This window comes from Bradyrhizobium sp. 521_C7_N1_3, from assembly GCF_052075975.1.
Taxonomy (GTDB): Bacteria; Pseudomonadota; Alphaproteobacteria; order Rhizobiales; family Xanthobacteraceae; genus Bradyrhizobium; species Bradyrhizobium japonicum.
On the sequence record NZ_CP197232.1, the window covers coordinates 116,281 to 133,737 of the forward strand.

A 17,457-nucleotide genomic window follows, 5' to 3' on the forward strand; every position below is an offset into this window, starting at 1 on the left:
CATCAATTGCGGCGTAATTTGAAGAAAACAAGGCTGGCGCAGCTCGGATGGAGCGCAGCCCTCAGATGTCGTCCCCGCCTAGTGCGCAATTGCGCACGGGGCGCGGGGACCCATACCCCCAGGGAGAAGTTGTCGCGCGAGTTGGCAACCACGAGTCTTCGCCAAACTCGATCCTGTGGTTATGGATCCCGGGCTCGCGGTTCGCGCGCCCCGGGACGACAGTGAAGCATGCCACAACAAAAAAGCCCCGGCTCGCGCCGGGGCTTTGATGGTTGCGAAACGGGTGTTTCGCTTACTTGTCGCGGTTCTTGAGCGCGGTGCCGAGGATGTCACCGAGCGTCGCCCCCGAATCGGAGGAGCCGTACTGCGCGATGGCTTCCTTCTCTTCGGCGACTTCGAGCGCCTTGATCGACACCTGGACCTTGCGGGCCTTCTTGTCGAACTGGATCACGCGGGCATCGACCTTCTCGCCGACGGCGAAGCGCTCGGCGCGCTGGTCGTTGCGGTCACGGGCGAGCTCCGAACGCTTGATGAAGGTCGAGAAGTCGGTACCGGTGATCTTCACCTCGATGCCGCTTTCCTTCACTTCGAGCACTTCGCAGGTCACGACCGCGCCCTTCTTGACATCGCCCGGCTCGGCGAAGGGGTCGCCTTCGAGCTGCTTGATGCCGAGCGAGATGCGCTCCTTCTCGACGTCCACATCGAGCACCACGGCTTTCACCACGTCGCCCTTCTTGTAGTTGTCGATCACCTGCTCGCCCGGAAGCTTCCAGTCGAGGTCGGAGAGATGGACCATGCCGTCGACGTCGCCCTCGAGGCCCAGGAACAGACCGAACTCGGTCTTGTTCTTGACTTCGCCCTCGACCACCGAACCGGTCGGGTGACCTTCGACGAAGACCTCCCAGGGGTTGCGCATGGTCTGCTTGAGGCCGAGCGAGATGCGGCGCTTGACGGAATCGACTTCCAGCACCTGCACTTCGACTTCCTGCGAGGTCGAAACGATCTTGCCGGGGTGCATGTTCTTCTTGGTCCACGACATCTCGGAGACGTGGATCAGGCCTTCGATGCCCGGCTCGAGCTCGACGAACGCACCGTAGTCGGTGATGTTGGTGACGCGGCCGGTGAAGCGGGCACCCAGCGGGTACTTGGCTTCGATGCCCTGCCACGGATCGTCCAGCAGCTGCTTCATGCCCAGCGAGATGCGGTGCGTCTCGTGGTTGATCTTGATGATCTTGACCTTCACGGTCTGGCCGATCGAGAGCACCTCGGTCGGGTGGTTGACGCGGCGCCACGCGATGTCGGTGACGTGCAGCAGACCGTCGATACCGCCGAGATCAACGAACGCACCGTAATCGGTGATGTTCTTGACCACGCCGTCGATGACCTGACCCTCTTCGAGGTTCTGCACCAGCTCCTGACGCTGCTCGGCGCGGGTCTCTTCCAGCACCGTGCGGCGGGAGACGACGATGTTGCCGCGGCGGCGATCCATCTTGAGGATCTGGAACGGCTGCGAGTTGTTCATCAGCGGCGCAACGTCGCGGATCGGACGGATGTCGACCTGCGAGCGCGGCAGGAAGGCCACGGCACCGTCGAGGTCGACGGTGAAGCCGCCCTTGACCTGGTTGAAGATGACGCCGTTGACCTTCTCGTTGTTCTGGAAGGCCTTCTCGAGCTTGCCCCAGCTCTCCTCGCGGCGCGCCTTGTCGCGCGACAGCACGGCTTCGCCGAGGGCGTTCTCGATGCGATCGAGGAACACTTCGACCTCGTCGCCGACCTTGATCTCGCTGTCACGGCCGGGGCCGGAAAATTCGCGCAGGGCAACGCGGCCCTCGGTCTTCAGGCCGACGTCGATGACGGCCATGTCTTTTTCAATTGCAACCACCTTGCCCTTGACGACGGAGCTTTCCTGCAGGTTGCCACCCGCGAAGGACTCGTCGAGCATCGCGGCGAAATCGTCACGCGACGGGCTATAGGTATCAGCAGAAGTCGAAGCCATTTGTTCTCCAGTTGCGGATGTCGTGCCGGCCGTTGGGTTCAAGGGCGTATCGCACACGCAGTGTCGGAAGGTCCGCAAGACCTTCGAGCGACCGCTCGCTGCTCCGGCATGGAGGCGGAACAGCGGAAGCGGGCCGGCTGAGGCCCGCGCGTTCGATACGTGGAAATCTTAGTCCGGAGCCTGGATCTCGCGCCGGGCCCAAACAGGGGACCGGGGTTATCGACCTCAAAGAGCGGGAGCGGGCGCTTCCTCCAATGACGGCGGCGGCTTAACCCCGCGACCGGCCCGCTCGGACGGCCTCGATAATGTCGATGGCGGCCCGGACGCCGCCTTCTATATCCAGTTGGGAGTTATCTAGCAAGTAAGCATCCGGGGCCGGCTTCAGGGGCGCAATCGGCCGGTTCTTGTCGCGCTCGTCGCGCCGGATGATGTCGGCGAGCACCGCCGCCTCGTCCGCCTCCTCGCCCCTCGCCTTGGCCTCCATGGTCCGGCGGCGGGCGCGGACCTTGGGATCGGCGACCACGAAAATCTTCACGTCGGCATGGGGGCAGATCACGGTTCCAATGTCCCGGCCGTCGAGCACGGCGCCGGGCGGATCGGCGGCGAATTGCCGCTGGAAATTGAGCAGGACCTCGCGAACCCTGGGGATCGCCGAGACGATCGAGGCGCCCTCGCCGGCCTCCTGGGTCTTCAGGGCGGGATTGCCGAACTTTTCGGGATCAAGGTCCAGCGCAGCCTGCACAGCAGCCGCCTCGTCCCGGAGATCGTGACCGGATTCCATCAGGGCATAGGCCACCGCGCGGTAGATGACGCCGGTATCGAGATGACGATAGCCGTAATGATGGGCGAGGCGCTTGCCGAGCGTCCCCTTGCCCGAGGCCGCGGGCCCGTCGATGGCGATGATCATGAAAACTCGGCCCCAAGCGAACGCATCATCGGAATGAAATCCGGGAAACTGGTGGCGATGAAGGCGGTGTCGTCGACGGTCACGGGCTGGTCGGAGGCGCAGCCCATCACCAGCGCGGACATCGCGATGCGATGATCCATGTGCGTGGCGACTGTGCCGCCGCCCGGAACGTGGCCGCGCCCCTCGACGATCAGATCGTCGTCGGAGACCTCGACCTTCACGCCATTGACGCGGAGCATGTCGGCGGTGGCCTCAAGCCGATCGGATTCCTTGACGCGCAACTCCTGAAGGCCGCGCATGATGGTCGTGCCCTCGGCGAATGAGGCCGCCACCGCCAGCACGAGATATTCGTCGATCATCGAGGGCGCCCGTTCCGGCGGAACCTCGACGCCGCGCAGTTTCGACGCGCGCACGCGCAGCTGCGCCATCGGCTCGCCGGCGTCACCACGGACCTCGCTTTCCTCGATCGAGGCACCCATTTCACGCAGCGTCGTGAACAGGCCGGTGCGCAGCGGATTGGTCATGACGTCGGACAGGACGACATCCGAACCTTCGACGATCAGCGCGGCAACGATCGGGAAGGCGGCAGAGGAGGGATCGGCGGGCACCACGACGGTGGCGCCGTGCAGTTCGGGCTGCCCAACCAGCGTGATGCGGCGGCCGTGCTGGCCCTCCTGCGCGGACGTGATGTCGGCGCCAAAGTGCTTCAGCATCAGCTCGGTATGGTCGCGGCTGGCCTCGGTCTCGATCACCGTCGTGGCGCCGGGCGCGGCCAGGCCCGCGAGCAGCACGGCCGATTTGATCTGGGCCGAGGCGACCGGGGTCCTGTAGGTGATCGGCAGCGGATCGCGCGCGCCCTGGACGGTTAGCGGCAGACGGCCGCCCTCGCCGCCAGACACCACTTTGGCGCCCATCTTCTCGAGCGGGTCGAGGATCCGGCGCATGGGACGGCTGCGCAGCGAGGCATCGCCGTCGAAAACCGCCGACATCGGGCAGCCGGCGACGGCGCCCATGACGAGACGGCAGCCGGTGCCGGAGTTGCCAAAATCGAGCGCTGCCTTGGGCTCGGCAAAGCCGGCGACGCCGACGCCGTTCACCTTCCAGGCGAAATCGCCGGTGCGCTCGACCCTGGCGCCCAGCGCCTGCATGGATTTTGCGGTGTTGAGGACGTCCTCGCCCTCGAGCAGGCCCGAAATCCGGGTCTCGCCAACCGCGAGCGCGCCGAGGATGAGGGCACGGTGGGAGATCGACTTGTCCCCGGGGACCCGTACTTTCCCGGTCAGGGGGCCGCTTGCGCGCGACTGAAGCGGCGTCGGCTTGTCGGAATCAGTCAAGTTTGTGTCCTTGGATAGGCCCGAAACATCCCTGCGGGGCTCGCGGGGCAGGTACCACAAGGTCTGCCCGCCGTCACGGGCATGTCTTTCTCCCGTAATGCGCTATTGACAGCGGGCCGCCAACTAGCCAAGTGAAACACCGCTTTTCAGACATTCCCAGGATTCCTGCCGTGGCCAAGTCCGAACTCGGAACCAAACGTATTTGCCCGACCACGGGCAAGAAATTCTACGACCTCAACAAGAATCCGGTGATCTCGCCCTATACCGGCGAGGTCGTGCCGATCGCGCCCGTGGCGCCGGCTCGCGCAACCCGCGGCGCCGAAGCCCGCCACGCAGCGGCCGCCGACACCGCGCCGGAGCCGGCAGAGGTCGAAGAGGTCTCGCTCGAGGAGGCCGATGCCGAGGAGAACACCGGCAAGGTCAAGGCGGTGGTGCCCGAATCCGAGGACGATATCGAGGTCGACGAGACCATCGACGACGACGATGACGATGATTCGACCTTCATCGCCGACGAAGAAGAGGGCGATGAGGACGTGACCGACATCATTGGTGATGTCGGAGGTGATGAAGAGACTTGAGATCAGCCCTGATCTGTGAAAAAGGGTGCACCGCGCGAGTCACCAGGCTCGGCGGTCGGGAGTGATCCACCAGGATCCTCCCAACTGGAAGACTAAGGGGCCATAGCTCAGCTGGGAGAGCGCTTGCATGGCATGCAAGAGGTCGGCGGTTCGATCCCGCCTGGCTCCACCAGCCTTCGCTCGCTTCGCGAGCTTCGGCTGGGCAAGCCCGGGAAGTCCCTCGTAGCGAAGTGAGCGGAGGCTGTCCCGCCATAGCCCGAAGGGCGGCGGCGGACTTCATCGAGGATCACCAACGAAGCCCCGAGATGGTTCCAAGCTGCTATCCTGCCCTCCGGGGGAGGAAGCGGAATGAAATACGTTTATATCCTCGAAAGTCTCGATTCCGAGCATTTCTACGTCGGCATCACCGACGACCTACGGGCTCGTTTAGCAAAACATAACGCCGGCGAGGTGCCACACACGTCGAAATATGGGCCTTGGAGAATTCGGACCTATTTCGCTTTTGATGACGCGGCACGCGCTGTCGCGTTAGAGCGATACCTGAAATCGGGCTCGGGGCGTGCCTTCGCGAAGAAGCACTTCTGACCCCCCTACTCCCCGATCACCGCATTCAACCGATCGCGCAGCGCGACGATCTCGTCCTTCATCGCGACCAGCTCCGACACCGAGCAATCCGACGCCGCCAGGATCGACTGCGGCACGGCGCGCGCTTTTTCCTTCAAGGCGTGGCCCTGCGGGGTCAGCGCGATCAGCACCTGACGTTCGTCCTCGCGCGAGCGCGTGCGCCTGACGAGGTGCGCGGCCTCGAGGCGCTTGAGCAGCGGCGTCAGCGTGCCCGAATCCAGGAACAGCTTCTCGCCGATGTCCTTGACCGGCACGTCGTCGCGCTCCCACAGCACCAGCATCACCAGATATTGCGGGTAGGTCAGGCCGAGCCGGTCGAGCAGCGGCTTGTAGACGCGGTTGAAGGCATGTGCGGCCGAATAGACCGCGAAGCAGATCTGGTTGTCGAGGCGCTGCGGGTCCAGCGCCGATAATTTCCGGGGCATCGAGAATCTCACGCGGTTTCCTCCATTCTGGGACCGGGCGGCCGTACATTCAATTGCGAACAATTAAATGTGAGGCATGCAGATTTCAATTGCACACAATCTAATTGTTTGCGATGTAGGTTCCACCCCAACCCGAAGACCTGAGGAGACGAAAATGTCCGTGAACGTCCTGTACAAGACCAGCGCCAAGGCCACCGGCGGCCGCGACGGCCATGCGGCGACCCTCGACGGCGCGCTCGACGTCAAGCTCACGACGCCGAAGGAGCTCGGCGGCGGCGGCGGCGCCGGAAACAATCCGGAGCAGCTGTTTGCGGCCGGCTATGCCGCCTGCTTCATCGGCGCGATGAAGTTCGTGGCCTCGCAGGGCGGCCCGAAGGTTCCGGCTGACGCCTCGGTCACCTCCACGGTCGGCATCGGCCCGCGCTCGGCCGGCGGCTTCGGTCTCGACATCGATCTTGCCGTCTCGCTGCCGGGCCTTGCCCGCGCGGAGGCCGAGGCGCTGGTCGAGAAGGCCCACCAGGTGTGCCCCTACTCCAATGCCACGCGCGGCAATGTCGACGTTCGCCTGACGGTCGTCTGATCAAACGGCGGATTGGCTGGCCCGAGATCCCCCTCGGGCCGGCCGCTTCCCTTTAGTTTCGTTGTTTTGCCACGCCGCGGGATTGCACGGCGGCACCGCATACGCCCCTACGCACCAAGCCATTGCTGGCGCAAAAAAACCTCGCTAGGCCTGTGATCAACGATCGAGACAGGGGAAGCGAAGGCATGACTGAAGCCGTTTTGGGCGCAATGAGCGGACTGCGCGTCATCGATCTCACGCGCGTGCTCGGCGGTCCCTACTGCACCCAGATCCTCGCCGACCACGGCGCCGACGTGATCAAGGTCGAGCCGCCCGCCGGTGACGAGGTGCGCGACTGGGGCCCTCCGTTCCATGAGGAAGACGCGGCCTATTTCATCGGCATCAACCGCAACAAGCGCTCGATCGGCCTCGACCTCGCCTCCGAAGGCGGCCGTGTCGTGCTGCTCAAGATGCTCGAGACCGCCGACGTCCTGATCGAGAATTTCAAGCCGGGCACGCTGGAAAAATGGGGCATTGGCAACGATGTGCTCAGCAAGAAATTCCCGCGCCTCGTGCATTGCCGAATCTGCGGCTTCGGCGCCGACGGACCGCGCGGCGGCAATCCCGGCTATGACGCCATCATCCAGGCCATGACCGGCATGATCGCGGCGACCGGTTCGCCCGAGAGCGGACCGATGCGGATCGGCGTGCCGCTCGTCGACATCACCACCGGCCTCTATGCGGCGATCGGCATCCTGATGGCGCTGTCGGAGCGGCAGCGCTCGGGCCAGGGCCAGTTCCTGGAGACGACGCTCTATGAGACCGGCCTTGCCATCATGCATCCGCACACCGCGAATTATTTCATGCACGGCAAGCCGCCGTCGCTCACCGGCAACGAGCATCCCAATCTCGTGCCTTACGCGATCTTCCCGACCAGGACCGACGACATCTTCATCGGTGTCGGCAATGACGGCACCTTCCGCAAGCTCGCCAAGGAAATCGGCAAGCCCGAGCTCGGCACCGATCCGCGCTTTGCCCGCAACAAGGACCGCATCGCCAATCGCGAGGCGCTGCGGGCCGAGCTTGCCGCCGTGTTCAGCCAGCACGAGGCCGAGCCGCTGTGCAATCGTCTGCTCGCCGCCGGCCTGCCCGCAGGTCCGGTGCAGAAGATCGACCAGGCGTTGACGAACCCGCACACGATCGCCCGCGGCGATGTCATCGAGAAGGACTGGTACAAGGGCGTGGCCTCGCCGATCCGGCTCGATCGCAGCAAGCCGAGCCTGCGCCGCCTGCCGCCGAAATTCAGCCAGCACTCCCAGGAGGTGCTGGGCGAGTTCGGCTACTCCAAATCGGAGATCGACGCGATGGTCGAAAAGGGCACCGTCTGCGGCCCCGAGCGCAAGCGCTGAGACAACGACGACGATCGAGCGCCAGGGCAGGTGCGCTCCCTCTCCCGCTTGCGGGAGAGGGTTGGGGAGAGGGTGTCTCCGCAATGGGACAATCCCCCAGAGGATAGAGCCCTCACCCGCGCCTCCGACGCGACCTCTCCCGCAAGCGGGAGAGGTTTTTGAGCCTGCGGCCTGATCTTCAGCCTCACACAATGATGCCGCACTGCGGCGCGGGCACGCATGTGCACCGGGAACGGAGGAGGCTGCGCGCTCGGCATTCGCCTATTTAACGGCTTCCCTTTTGGCCGCGCTTGCTGCTTTCGTTTCTCCCGCTTACACAGTCATGTGAACGTCATATGGCGCTGCTAGCGCAAGCGCTTCTTTTTGACGGCCAAGGGAGGTTTACTTGATGGCTCTTCGACACTTTGGGGCGGCTGCCGCAGTTGCAATCACGATCGGCATGGGCGCATCGCCGGCCTTGGCCGTGACCGAAATCCAGTGGTGGCACGCGATGACCGGCGCCAACAATGACGTCATCGTCAAGCTCGCCACCGACTTCAACGCCTCGCAGACCGACTACAAGGTGATCCCGACCTACAAGGGCAACTATCCCGATACGATGAACGCCGGCATCGCGGCGTTCCGCGCCGGCAATGCCCCGCACATCATGCAGGTGTTCGAAGTCGGCACCGCGACCATGATGGCCGCGACCGGCGCCGTAAAACCCGTCTACAAGCTGATGGCCGAGGCCGGCGAGAAGTTCGACCCCAAGATCTACCTGCCCGCCATCACCGGCTACTACTCGACCTCGAAGGGCGAGATGCTGTCCTTCCCGTTCAACTCGTCGTCGACCGTCATGTGGGTCAACCTCGACGAGCTCAAGAAGGCGAACGTCGAGATCCCCAAGACCTGGCCCGAAACGTTCGAGGCCGCCAAGAAGCTGAAGGCTGCGGGTCATGACACCTGCGGCTTCTCCGGCTCCTGGGTCACCTGGGTCAATCTCGAGCAGCTCTCCGCCTGGCACAACGTGCCGCTCGCCAGCAAGGCCAACGGCCTCGACGGTTTCGACACCGTGCTGGAGTTCAACGGCCCGCTCCAGGTCAAGCATCTCGAAACCCTGGTCGAGCTCCAGAAGAACAAGACCTACGACTATGCCGGCCGCACCAACACCGGCGAAGGCCGCTTCACCTCGGGTGAATGCCCGATCTACCTGACCTCGTCGGCGTTCTTCGGCAACGTCAAGGCGCAGGCCAAGTTCAACTTCACCGCCGTGCCGATGCCTTATTATCCGGACGCCAAGGGCGCGCCGCAGAACTCGATCATCGGCGGCGCCTCGCTCTGGGTCATGGGCGGCAAGTCGGCCGCGGAATACAAGGGCGTCGCGAAGTTCCTGACCTTCCTCTCGGACACCGATCGCCAAGTCTACATCCACAAGGCCTCGGGCTATCTGCCGATCACCAAGGCGGCCTACGCCAAGGCGAAGGAAGAAGGTTTCTACAAGGATCAGCCCTATCTCGAGACCCCGCTGCTCGAGCTGACCAACAAGGAGCCGACCGAGAATTCGCGCGGCTTGCGTCTCGGTAACATGGTTCAGCTCCGTGACGTCTGGTCGGAAGAGATCGAGCAGGCGCTGGCCGGCAAGAAGACCGCCAAGCAGGCGCTCGACGCCGCCGTCGAGCGCGGCAACACGATGCTGCGTCAGTTCGAAAAGACCGCCGTCAAGTGAGGCGATCAGCGGCAGGCCGGTAAGCCGGCCTGCCGCTTCAGCTGGCATCATGCAAAAGCAAGCCATTTTCCAATCAAAGCTATTGCCCTACGCGCTGGTTGCGCCGCAGCTCGCGATCGTCCTGATATTCTTCTATTGGCCGGCCCTGCAGGCGGTGATCCAGTCCTTCCTGCTCCAGGATGCTTTCGGTCTCTCGAGCACCTTTGTCTGGTTCGAGAATTACATCGAGCTGTTCAAGGACCCCGCCTATTTCGAGGCGATCGTCCGGACCTTCTTCTTCTCGTTCGCGATCGCCGTGTCGTCGCTGTCGTTTGCGCTGCTGCTCGCCGTGATGGCCGACAAGCCGCTGCGCGGCTCGATGCTCTACCGCACGCTGCTGATCTGGCCCTATGCGGTGGCGCCGCCCGTCGTCGGCGTGCTCTGGATCTTCATGCTGCATCCCTCGCTCGGCGTGCTGTCGCGCTATCTGCGCGGCCTGGGCGTCGACTGGAATCCGCTGCTCGACGGCAACCAGGCGGCGGCGCTGATTATCCTCGCCGCGGCGTGGAAGCAGATCTCCTATAATTTCCTGTTCTTCCTCGCCGGCCTGCAGGCCATCCCCCGAAGCGTGTTCGAGGCCGCCGCGATCGACGGCGCCCGTCCGATGCGCCGGTTCTGGACCGTGACCTTCCCGCTGCTGTCGCCCACGATCTTCTTCCTGCTGGTCGTCAACATCGTCTACGCCTTCTTCGACACCTTCGGCATCATCGACACCATGACCCGCGGCGGTCCCGGCACGTCGACGGTCACGCTGGTCTACAAGGTCTATTCCGACGGCCTGCTGGGCGGCAATCTCGGCAGCTCCGCGGCGCAATCGGTGATCCTGATGGTCATGGTGATCGTGCTGACGGGAATCCAGTTCCGCTTCGTCGAACGCAAGGTGACCTACTGATGGTCGAGGACGAGGGCATCAGGCGCTACGTCGCCCATTTCATCCTCTGGGTCGGGATCGCGATCGTCGCATTCCCCGTCTACATCGCGATCGTCGCCTCGACCCAGGACAACGCGCTGATCGCCAACGGTCAGATGTCGCTGCTGCCCGGCGGGCACTTCTTCGAGGTCTACTACCAGACCATCTTCGTCGGCACGAGCGGCTCGACCCGCGAGCCCGTCGGCAACATGATGCTGAACTCGCTGGTGATGGCGCTGGCGATCGCGATCGGCAAGATCGCGATCTCGATCATCTCGGCCTATGCGATCGTGTATTTCCGCTTTCCGTTCCGGATGGCGATCTTCTGGATCATCTTCATCACGTTGATGCTGCCGGTCGAGGTGCGCATCTACCCGACCTACAAGATCGTCGCCGACCTGCACATGCTCGACAGCTATGCCGGCCTCGCGCTGCCGCTGATCGCGTCGGCCACCGCGACGCTGCTGTTCCGCCAGTTCTTCATGACCGTGCCGGACGAGCTGCTGGAGGCCTCGCGCATCGACGGCGCCGGCCCCTTGCGTTTCTTCTGGGATACGTTGCTGCCACTGTCGCGCACCAACATGGCGGCGCTGTTCGTGATCCTCTTCATCCTCGGCTGGAATCAATATCTCTGGCCGCTGCTGATCACCACGCGCGACGACATGCAGACCATCCAGGTCGGCATCCGCAAGATGATCACCACCACCGATGCGCTGACCGAATGGCCAATCGTGATGGCGACGGCCGTGCTGGCGATGCTGCCGCCGGTGTTCGTCGTCGTCGCCATGCAGAAATTGTTCGTGCGCGGCCTGGTCGAGACCGAAAAGTGAGTTTTCATGGCTAACGTCACCCTGCGCAACGTCCGCAAGACCTATACGGGCGGCTTCGAGGCCATCAAGGGCGTCAATGTCGACGTCGCCGACGGTCAGTTCTGCGTGCTGGTCGGTCCCTCCGGCTGCGGCAAGTCCACGCTGCTGCGCATGGTCGCGGGGCTCGAGACCGTCACCGGCGGTGAGATCGACATCGGTGGCCGCGTCGTCAACCAGATCGAGCCCGCCGATCGCGACATCGCGATGGTGTTCCAGAACTACGCGCTCTACCCGCATATGAGCGTCTACAACAACATGGCCTACGGCCTGCGCAACCGCGGCATGGCGGAAGCCGAGGTCAAGACCCGCGTCGAGGAAGCCGCGCGCGTGCTCGAGCTCGCGCCGATGCTGGAGCGCAAGCCGCGCCAGCTCTCCGGCGGCCAGCGCCAGCGCGTCGCCATGGGCCGCGCCATCGTGCGCCAGCCAAAAGTGTTTCTGTTCGACGAGCCGCTGTCGAACTTAGATGCCAAGCTGCGCATCGCGATGCGAGTCGAGATCCGCAAATTGCAGCGCCGGCTCAACACGACGTCGATCTACGTCACCCACGACCAGCTCGAGGCGATGACGCTCGCCGATATTCTCGTGGTGATGAACGGCGGCCAGGTCGAGCAGGTCGGCAATCCGCTGGCGATCTACGAAAAGCCGGCAACGACCTTCGTCGCCTCCTTCATCGGGGCGCCGCCGATGAACCTAATGTCGACGCGCGCCGATGAGATCAAATCGCAGCTCGGCGGCAGCGCGACCGAGGCCGGCATCCTCGGCATCCGCCCGGAAGATTTCGTCATCACCGACCAGACCCCGGCCGGCGGTGTCGCATTGCCGCTGACCGTGGAAGCCATCGAGCGCGTCGGCGCGGAAACCTTCGTCTACGGCACGCGCGCCCAGGACGAGCAGCGCGTCGCCGCCACCCCGGGCGAGCTGCCGCCCGGCGAGGTCATCGTCCGCATTCCCGGAACCGAGGCCCCCGCCATCGGTGCGAGGATCCGCGTCGCGGCGGTGCGGCCGAAACTGCACCTTTTCAGCGGTGACGGGCGGACGCGGATCGAGGCCTGACCGGTTCCGAGGGCCGGCCGATCAAAAACGTGAAAAACAACCCCATGCACAGTAGCCAGGGGCTTGTTTTCATTGAGATAAATCGTTCGTCGATTCGTCATACCCGGGCTCGTTCCGGGCATCCACGTTCTTGGCGCGCCGCGTGAGGTCGTGGATGGCCGGGACAAGCCCGGCCATGACGATCTGCGCCATGGCGCGGCGACATGGCCCATCCAAAGGCCCCCGGCTACGTCCTTGAACCGACACGGGGTTATGACCATATTGCTGACCAAGGGGCGCCGCTTCCGGGCCCTGAAATGCCAAAGTCGCTTCGAGAGGACTTTGTAAACTATGTCTCGTGTTCCAACGCTTTCCAGTCCGTTCCTTCTGGGCTTCGACGAGATCGAGCGTGTGCTCGACCGCGTCGTCAAAGGCGCCGACGGCTACCCTCCCTACAATATCGAGAGGTGCGACCGATCGGACGGCCAGCCCGAGCGGCTGCGGATCACGCTGGCAGTCGCCGGATTCACCCGCGACCAACTCGATGTAACCATTGAGGAAAACCAGCTCGTGATTCGCGGGCGTCAGCAGGACGACAAGACCCGGCAATACATCCATCGCGGCATCGCCGCGCGCCACTTCCAGCGCACCTTCGTGCTGGCGGAGGGGATGCTCGTGCTGGGTGCGGATCTGAAGAACGGGCTGCTGTCGGTCGATCTTGCCCGGCCTGAACCGGAGAGGATCGTTAAGACAATCGCTATCAATGAGCACGAATAATGGAACGAGTAGCGGACTCGACCGCTTAGTTTCTGTGAAGGAGTCGAGACCATGAGTGAAGGTCACGTTGCGTTCGAATACGAAGCCAAGAACGTCTCGCCCGAGACGCTGGCAACCCTCGGCGAAGGCCATATCGCCTATGTGAAGCAGATCCGCTCCGAGGATGTGCCGGGCCTGTTTCCCGAAGCGCCGAAAATCGCGCCGGGCCTCAAGCTCTTCGCGCTCCACGCCGCAGACGGCACGCCGATCATGCTGACCGACAGCCGCGAAGCCGCAGTCGCCAACGCCTGGAGCAACGAGCTGCAAGCGGTGAGCGTGCACTGACGCAGGCGCGCACAGCTGACGAATTCAAACGCGCAGGCATGCCTCAAGGCGGCCCGCGCATTTTTTATGGGCCGAGAAGCAGGAGCGGCGCTGCCAACTCTATGCGCCAGATCTTTGCAGGGCGGCAGGGCTGGTGGCGCGTGAGGCGATCGACCGGCGTCGGTTCGCCTTGCTGACGGGCAACTAGCGCATGATCCGTCGCCGGCGCTCCCGCCATTTTTCTTCGCCGGCCAGACAGGACACCCGGGGCTCATTCTCGGCGGTTCGGACGATCCTCCCCTCCGGCGTCAGCCCCGCAACTTCGAGAACAAGCTTGGTCCGGATCGCTTCCTGGAATTTTTCGCGATCCTTGATTGTCATGATGAAGGCGCCCGGCCCTCCGATCACGCAGTCCTCGTAATAGAGATCGAGGTTCTCGATATCGGTCGTTGCAAAGGACGGCTCCTTCACCATGATCGGCAGGCCGTTGATGATGATACCCTTCTCAACGGCAGCGTCGCGCGCGCCGGTCACGGGGTCTCCGTCGTTGTTCGGCCCATCGCCGGAAATATCGATGACGCGCCGCGACCCGCGATAGGGATTCTCTTCGAACAGCCGCACTGCGAAATTGATCGCGCCGGAGATCGAGGTACTCGAACCTCGGCGAATCGGAGCCTTCATGATCTCGGCCGCCACGGCGTCCGCCGATTCCGGACCGTCGATCACCCGCCAGGGAATGATGATCCTCTCGTCGCCCGACATCGACCACTCAAAATAGGTCAGAGCCACCTTGCTGGCCGGACGGGCGCTTAGCGCCTGAAGAAACTCTTTCGAGACGATGGCCTGTGCATAGCCCTCGCGCTGAACGGCGAGTTCGTCCATATCCATCGAATAGGAGATGTCGACGGCGATAACGAGCTCGACATTGACGGACAGTGCGCTGTGCCTGGCGTCGGCTATCCCTGATTTCTGGCCCGGCGCGGCAATGCTGGCAACGTCACCTCCGACGATCGCCCCCGCAACAAGCACCGCCCCGACCGAGACACACCAGCGCATGGCGGCCCTCCCGTCCGTTCAAAAGCATGGTGACACCCAAAACGTGCATCGAAAAGCGGAAACATGCGTTTGCCTGCCCAGACTCGGATGAGAGTTCCAGGCCCGCGCGAATGTCCGCGTCAGCGCGTCTCGCGGATATCTTCGAAGCGATGGGCGCTGCAATAAGATGCGCCTCAGCAGCCTGAACGCTCCGCCAGCCGCGCGCGGATGTCCGGCTTCAGCACCTTGCCGACCTTGGAGCGCGGCAGATCGTCCCAGACTTCGATCTGTTTCGGTGTCTTGACGCTGCCGATCCGCTGCTTGACGAAGGCCGCCAGCGCCGTCGCATCGACGCTTTGGCCGGCGCGGGGCTGCACGACGGCGACGATCCGCTCACCCCATTTCTCGTCCGCCAGCCCGATCACGGCGCAATCCTGCACCGCCTCATGCGCCCGCAGCGCGTTCTCGACCTCGATCGAGTAGACGTTGAACCCGCCGGTGATGATCATGTCCTTGGCACGATCGACGATATAGAGGTAGCCGTCGCCGTCGATGTAGCCGATGTCGCCGGTGTGGTGCCAGCCATGTGCGGAGGCTTCCGCCGTAGCCTCGGGATTCTTGTAATAGCCCTCCATCACCAGCGAGCCGCGGACCACGATCTCGCCGCGGGCGCCGGTCGGCAGCAAATTGCCGTCGCCATCCATGATGCCGGCCTGCACCAGCGGGCTGATCCGCCCGGCCGAGGCGAGACGCTCCATCGCGATCGTGCCGTCGGCATTGTAATGCTCGCTAGGTGCCATCATCGAGATCATCATCGGCGCTTCGGTCTGACCGAACAACTGCGCCATCGGCCCGATACGCTGGAGCGCCTCCGCAAGCCGCGCGGCCGAGATCGGCGCCGCGCCGTACCAGAAACATTGCAGAGACCCGAGCCGCGCGGAGTCGAGCTTCGGATGATCGAGCAGCATGTAGATCACGGTCGGCGGCAGGAAGGTGTGCGTGACGCGATAGCGCTCGATCAGATCGAGAAATTCTGCGATGTCGGGGTGATGCATGATCACGATGCGGCCGCCGAGCGCCATGATCGGGAAACACAGCACGCCGGCCGCGTGGGTCAGCGGCGCAAGCGCGAGGTAGACCGGGCGGCCCTTGAAGGGATAGCCCATCAGCGTCAGTGCCGTCATCGCCTCGATGTTGCGGCCCGACAGCATGACCCCCTTCGGCTTGCCGGTGGTGCCGCCGGTGCCCGGGATCATCGCGAGATCGTCGATCGTCTCGCGTTGATAGTGGTCGTCTGCAAGACCGGCGAGCCAGCTGTCGAACGATGGCGCGAAGGACAACTCAGCATCGAGGCAGACGACGGCGCGCAGCTTTGGCAGCTCTGCACGCACCGCCTCGACCATCGACGCGAAGCTTGAATGAAACAACAGCAGGCTGCAGTCAAATTGCTCGAGGATGAGCCGATTTTCGGCCGCCTCATTACGCGGATTGATCGGGCACCAGACCGAGCCCGCGCGGGAAATGCCGAACACGCAGGCAAACGCGACCGGATCGTTGCCGGACAGGATTGCGACCTTCTCGCCGGCAGCAATCCCCGATCGCGCGAGCCCGCGCGCGACGCGGTAGCTCAGCAACTGCACGTCGCGATAGCTGAGGTCGCGGCCATCCATGGTGAGGCACGGCGCGTCGGCGCCGAGCGAGGCACCTTTGTCCAGGTAATCGATGAAACGCATGATCAACACCCGAAGCGGTAGCGGGTGACGCGGAGGTCCGCGTCACCCGTGATTTACTCAATCGTGCACGGTCAGAACCGGCTTGCTGACGAGCCCGAAGCTGCGCAACTGCCCGAGCAGCTCGTGATGGCCGAACGCCTGGCAGCCGGAGGCGAACCCCACGCGCTTCGGCGGCTGCTGCAGCAGGTGCGCCGCGGCATAGGCCTGCAGCAAGCCGGTCTGCTTGTAGTTGCTGTTGCCGTAGATGATGCAGTGCGCGCGCCCCAACGGGCCGGAGGCATGCACCGAATCCATCGACTTGTTGACGCGCGGGTTCTCGCGCGGCGGCATGGTGTTCATCACACCGGCGGCGGTCTGCGCCAATGCGGCGTAGCGATCGTCGGGATTCATGTCCTTGGTCGCCTCCAGCGCGGCCGCGACGATCTGCGGCACGCCCAGCATCAGCGCGCGATTGAACACGCCGCCCAGCACCTTCACGTTGGCCACGCGCGGATCGCGCTTGAACCACACCGGGTGCGAGGTGCCTCCCCAGGGCAACGCTAGCGCCAGCTCGTGCTGACCGGGGATGGCGAGGTTGTAGAGGCCGGCATCGGGCTGATGCTCGACGTACTTGTTCTGCTCCAGGTAGTAGGCCTTGGCCATCGCGGCGTTGACCAGGATGGTCTGCGTCGATGCGATGGTCGGGCTGCCACCCCAGAACACGGCAATGTCCAGCGTGTCGAGGCCGGGCGTCTCCAGGCACAGCTGCGCGGCGATCTCGCCGGTAGTGTACATCTGCGCGATGCCTGGCGCCAACAGCAGCCCGGCATTGGCGAACTTCGTGCCCCACTCCTGCTCGAGCGTGATCAGCCAGTCCTGCTCGCCGGTGGTGTCGGTGTAGTGGCACCTGGAAGCCCAGCAGGCCTGCACCACCTCGCCGCCGAACTTGGCGAAGGGGCCGACGGTGTTGAGCACCACCGAGGCGCCATTGAACAATTCAGTCAGCGCAGCCACGGTGTGCGGCACTTCCACCACCTCGTAGTCGGCGGTTTCGATGCCGGCCACGTTCGCCTTCATTGCAGCGTTGAGCTTCTCGGTGCTGCGGCCGGCAGCGATGAAGGGGATGTTGTACTCGCGCAGATATTCGCAGACCAGCCGGCCGGTGTAGCCGGACGCGCCATAGACGATGACGGGTTTCTTCGCACTCATTGCGTTCCTCCGAAATGTTCGGTGTCTGGTTGTT

General features: G+C 64.0%; 18 protein-coding genes and 1 tRNA gene. 11 read left to right on the forward strand and 8 right to left on the reverse strand.

The window, feature by feature from the left end:
* Nucleotides 1-292 precede the first annotated feature (292 nt).
* The 3 genes from rpsA to aroA all read right to left on the reverse strand — a co-directional run bounded on the left by rpsA (nucleotide 293) and on the right by aroA (nucleotide 4,237).
* Nucleotides 293-1,996, reverse strand: coding sequence for a 30S ribosomal protein S1 (gene rpsA, locus AB7008_RS00485; protein WP_014490919.1), 1,704 nt, complete (start codon nucleotides 1,994-1,996; stop codon nucleotides 293-295).
* 268 nt (nucleotides 1,997-2,264) lie between these two features.
* Nucleotides 2,265-2,903, reverse strand: a complete 639-nt coding sequence (gene cmk / locus AB7008_RS00490; protein WP_441258252.1) for a (d)CMP kinase — start codon at nucleotides 2,901-2,903, stop codon at nucleotides 2,265-2,267.
* Nucleotides 2,900-4,237 carry a 3-phosphoshikimate 1-carboxyvinyltransferase gene (aroA, locus tag AB7008_RS00495; RefSeq protein WP_441258253.1) on the reverse strand — a complete coding sequence of 446 codons (1,338 nt, stop codon included), beginning with the start codon at nucleotides 4,235-4,237 and terminating at the stop codon, nucleotides 2,900-2,902. Before aroA ends, cmk begins: the two co-directional genes overlap by 4 nt.
* A 170-nt stretch (nucleotides 4,238-4,407) precedes the next feature.
* Here aroA and AB7008_RS00500 point away from each other — a divergent pair, with 170 nt between their 5' ends.
* From AB7008_RS00500 to AB7008_RS00510, 3 genes are all read left to right on the forward strand, one after another.
* Complete coding sequence (locus AB7008_RS00500) at nucleotides 4,408-4,815, forward strand: TIGR02300 family protein (protein WP_014490916.1); 408 nt, start codon at nucleotides 4,408-4,410, stop codon at nucleotides 4,813-4,815.
* A 96-nt stretch (nucleotides 4,816-4,911) separates the two neighbouring features.
* Nucleotides 4,912-4,987: transfer RNA gene (locus tag AB7008_RS00505), tRNA-Ala, on the forward strand.
* 176 nt (nucleotides 4,988-5,163) lie between these two features.
* A complete protein-coding gene (locus tag AB7008_RS00510; RefSeq protein ID WP_304492188.1) occupies nucleotides 5,164-5,400 on the forward strand; it encodes a GIY-YIG nuclease family protein in 237 nt (78 codons plus the stop codon).
* 5 nt (nucleotides 5,401-5,405) lie between these two features.
* On the opposite strand, the gene AB7008_RS00515 is transcribed toward AB7008_RS00510, so the two are convergent.
* Nucleotides 5,406-5,864: a MarR family winged helix-turn-helix transcriptional regulator gene (locus AB7008_RS00515; protein WP_028149792.1), complete on the reverse strand. Its 459-nt coding sequence runs from the start codon at nucleotides 5,862-5,864 to the stop codon at nucleotides 5,406-5,408.
* Nucleotides 5,865-6,018: 154 nt separating this feature from the next.
* Between AB7008_RS00515 and AB7008_RS00520 the strand changes: the two genes are divergently transcribed.
* The 6 genes from AB7008_RS00520 (at nucleotide 6,019) to AB7008_RS00545 (ending at nucleotide 12,408) form a co-directional block, all read left to right on the forward strand.
* Nucleotides 6,019-6,444: an organic hydroperoxide resistance protein gene (locus AB7008_RS00520; RefSeq protein WP_014490914.1), complete on the forward strand. Its 426-nt coding sequence runs from the start codon at nucleotides 6,019-6,021 to the stop codon at nucleotides 6,442-6,444.
* Between the two features lie 185 nt (nucleotides 6,445-6,629).
* Nucleotides 6,630-7,832 carry a CaiB/BaiF CoA transferase family protein gene (locus AB7008_RS00525; protein WP_028155446.1) on the forward strand — a complete coding sequence of 401 codons (1,203 nt, stop codon included), beginning with the start codon at nucleotides 6,630-6,632 and terminating at the stop codon, nucleotides 7,830-7,832.
* Between the two features lie 388 nt (nucleotides 7,833-8,220).
* Nucleotides 8,221-9,537, forward strand: a complete 1,317-nt coding sequence (gene ugpB / locus AB7008_RS00530; RefSeq protein ID WP_028155447.1) for a sn-glycerol-3-phosphate ABC transporter substrate-binding protein UgpB — start codon at nucleotides 8,221-8,223, stop codon at nucleotides 9,535-9,537.
* Between the two features lie 49 nt (nucleotides 9,538-9,586).
* Nucleotides 9,587-10,468 (forward strand): sn-glycerol-3-phosphate ABC transporter permease UgpA, encoded by an 882-nt coding sequence (ugpA, locus tag AB7008_RS00535; RefSeq protein WP_248880706.1) that lies wholly within the window; start codon nucleotides 9,587-9,589, stop codon nucleotides 10,466-10,468.
* Nucleotides 10,468-11,316 carry a sn-glycerol-3-phosphate ABC transporter permease UgpE gene (ugpE, locus tag AB7008_RS00540; RefSeq protein WP_014490910.1) on the forward strand — a complete coding sequence of 283 codons (849 nt, stop codon included), beginning with the start codon at nucleotides 10,468-10,470 and terminating at the stop codon, nucleotides 11,314-11,316. Before ugpA ends, ugpE begins: the two co-directional genes overlap by 1 nt.
* Nucleotides 11,317-11,322: 6 nt before the next feature.
* Nucleotides 11,323-12,408, forward strand: coding sequence for a sn-glycerol-3-phosphate import ATP-binding protein UgpC (locus AB7008_RS00545; protein ID WP_038932745.1), 1,086 nt, complete (start codon nucleotides 11,323-11,325; stop codon nucleotides 12,406-12,408).
* Between the two features lie 69 nt (nucleotides 12,409-12,477).
* Here the strand turns inward: AB7008_RS00545 and AB7008_RS00550 are convergent, their stop codons facing one another.
* Nucleotides 12,478-12,600, reverse strand: a complete 123-nt coding sequence (locus AB7008_RS00550) for a hypothetical protein (RefSeq protein WP_441258254.1) — start codon at nucleotides 12,598-12,600, stop codon at nucleotides 12,478-12,480.
* Nucleotides 12,601-12,738: 138 nt separating this feature from the next.
* Between AB7008_RS00550 and AB7008_RS00555 the strand changes: the two genes are divergently transcribed.
* Together AB7008_RS00555 and AB7008_RS00560 are read left to right on the forward strand one after the other, a co-directional pair.
* Nucleotides 12,739-13,164, forward strand: coding sequence for an Hsp20 family protein (locus AB7008_RS00555; RefSeq protein ID WP_014438749.1), 426 nt, complete (start codon nucleotides 12,739-12,741; stop codon nucleotides 13,162-13,164).
* 51 nt (nucleotides 13,165-13,215) lie between these two features.
* Nucleotides 13,216-13,488 (forward strand): DUF1150 family protein, encoded by a 273-nt coding sequence (locus AB7008_RS00560; RefSeq protein WP_011083553.1) that lies wholly within the window; start codon nucleotides 13,216-13,218, stop codon nucleotides 13,486-13,488.
* A 183-nt stretch (nucleotides 13,489-13,671) separates the two neighbouring features.
* Here the strand turns inward: AB7008_RS00560 and AB7008_RS00565 are convergent, their stop codons facing one another.
* The 3 genes from AB7008_RS00565 to AB7008_RS00575 form a co-directional block, all read right to left on the reverse strand.
* On the reverse strand, nucleotides 13,672-14,523 hold the full coding sequence (locus AB7008_RS00565; RefSeq protein ID WP_441258255.1) for a DUF1194 domain-containing protein: 852 nt from the start codon (nucleotides 14,521-14,523) through the stop codon (nucleotides 13,672-13,674).
* A gap of 173 nt (nucleotides 14,524-14,696) precedes the next feature.
* Nucleotides 14,697-16,235: an AMP-binding protein gene (locus tag AB7008_RS00570; protein ID WP_441258256.1), complete on the reverse strand. Its 1,539-nt coding sequence runs from the start codon at nucleotides 16,233-16,235 to the stop codon at nucleotides 14,697-14,699.
* Nucleotides 16,236-16,292: 57 nt separating this feature from the next.
* Nucleotides 16,293-17,423: a DUF5938 domain-containing protein gene (locus AB7008_RS00575; protein ID WP_441258257.1), complete on the reverse strand. Its 1,131-nt coding sequence runs from the start codon at nucleotides 17,421-17,423 to the stop codon at nucleotides 16,293-16,295.
* Between the last annotated feature and the right edge of the window lie 34 nt (nucleotides 17,424-17,457).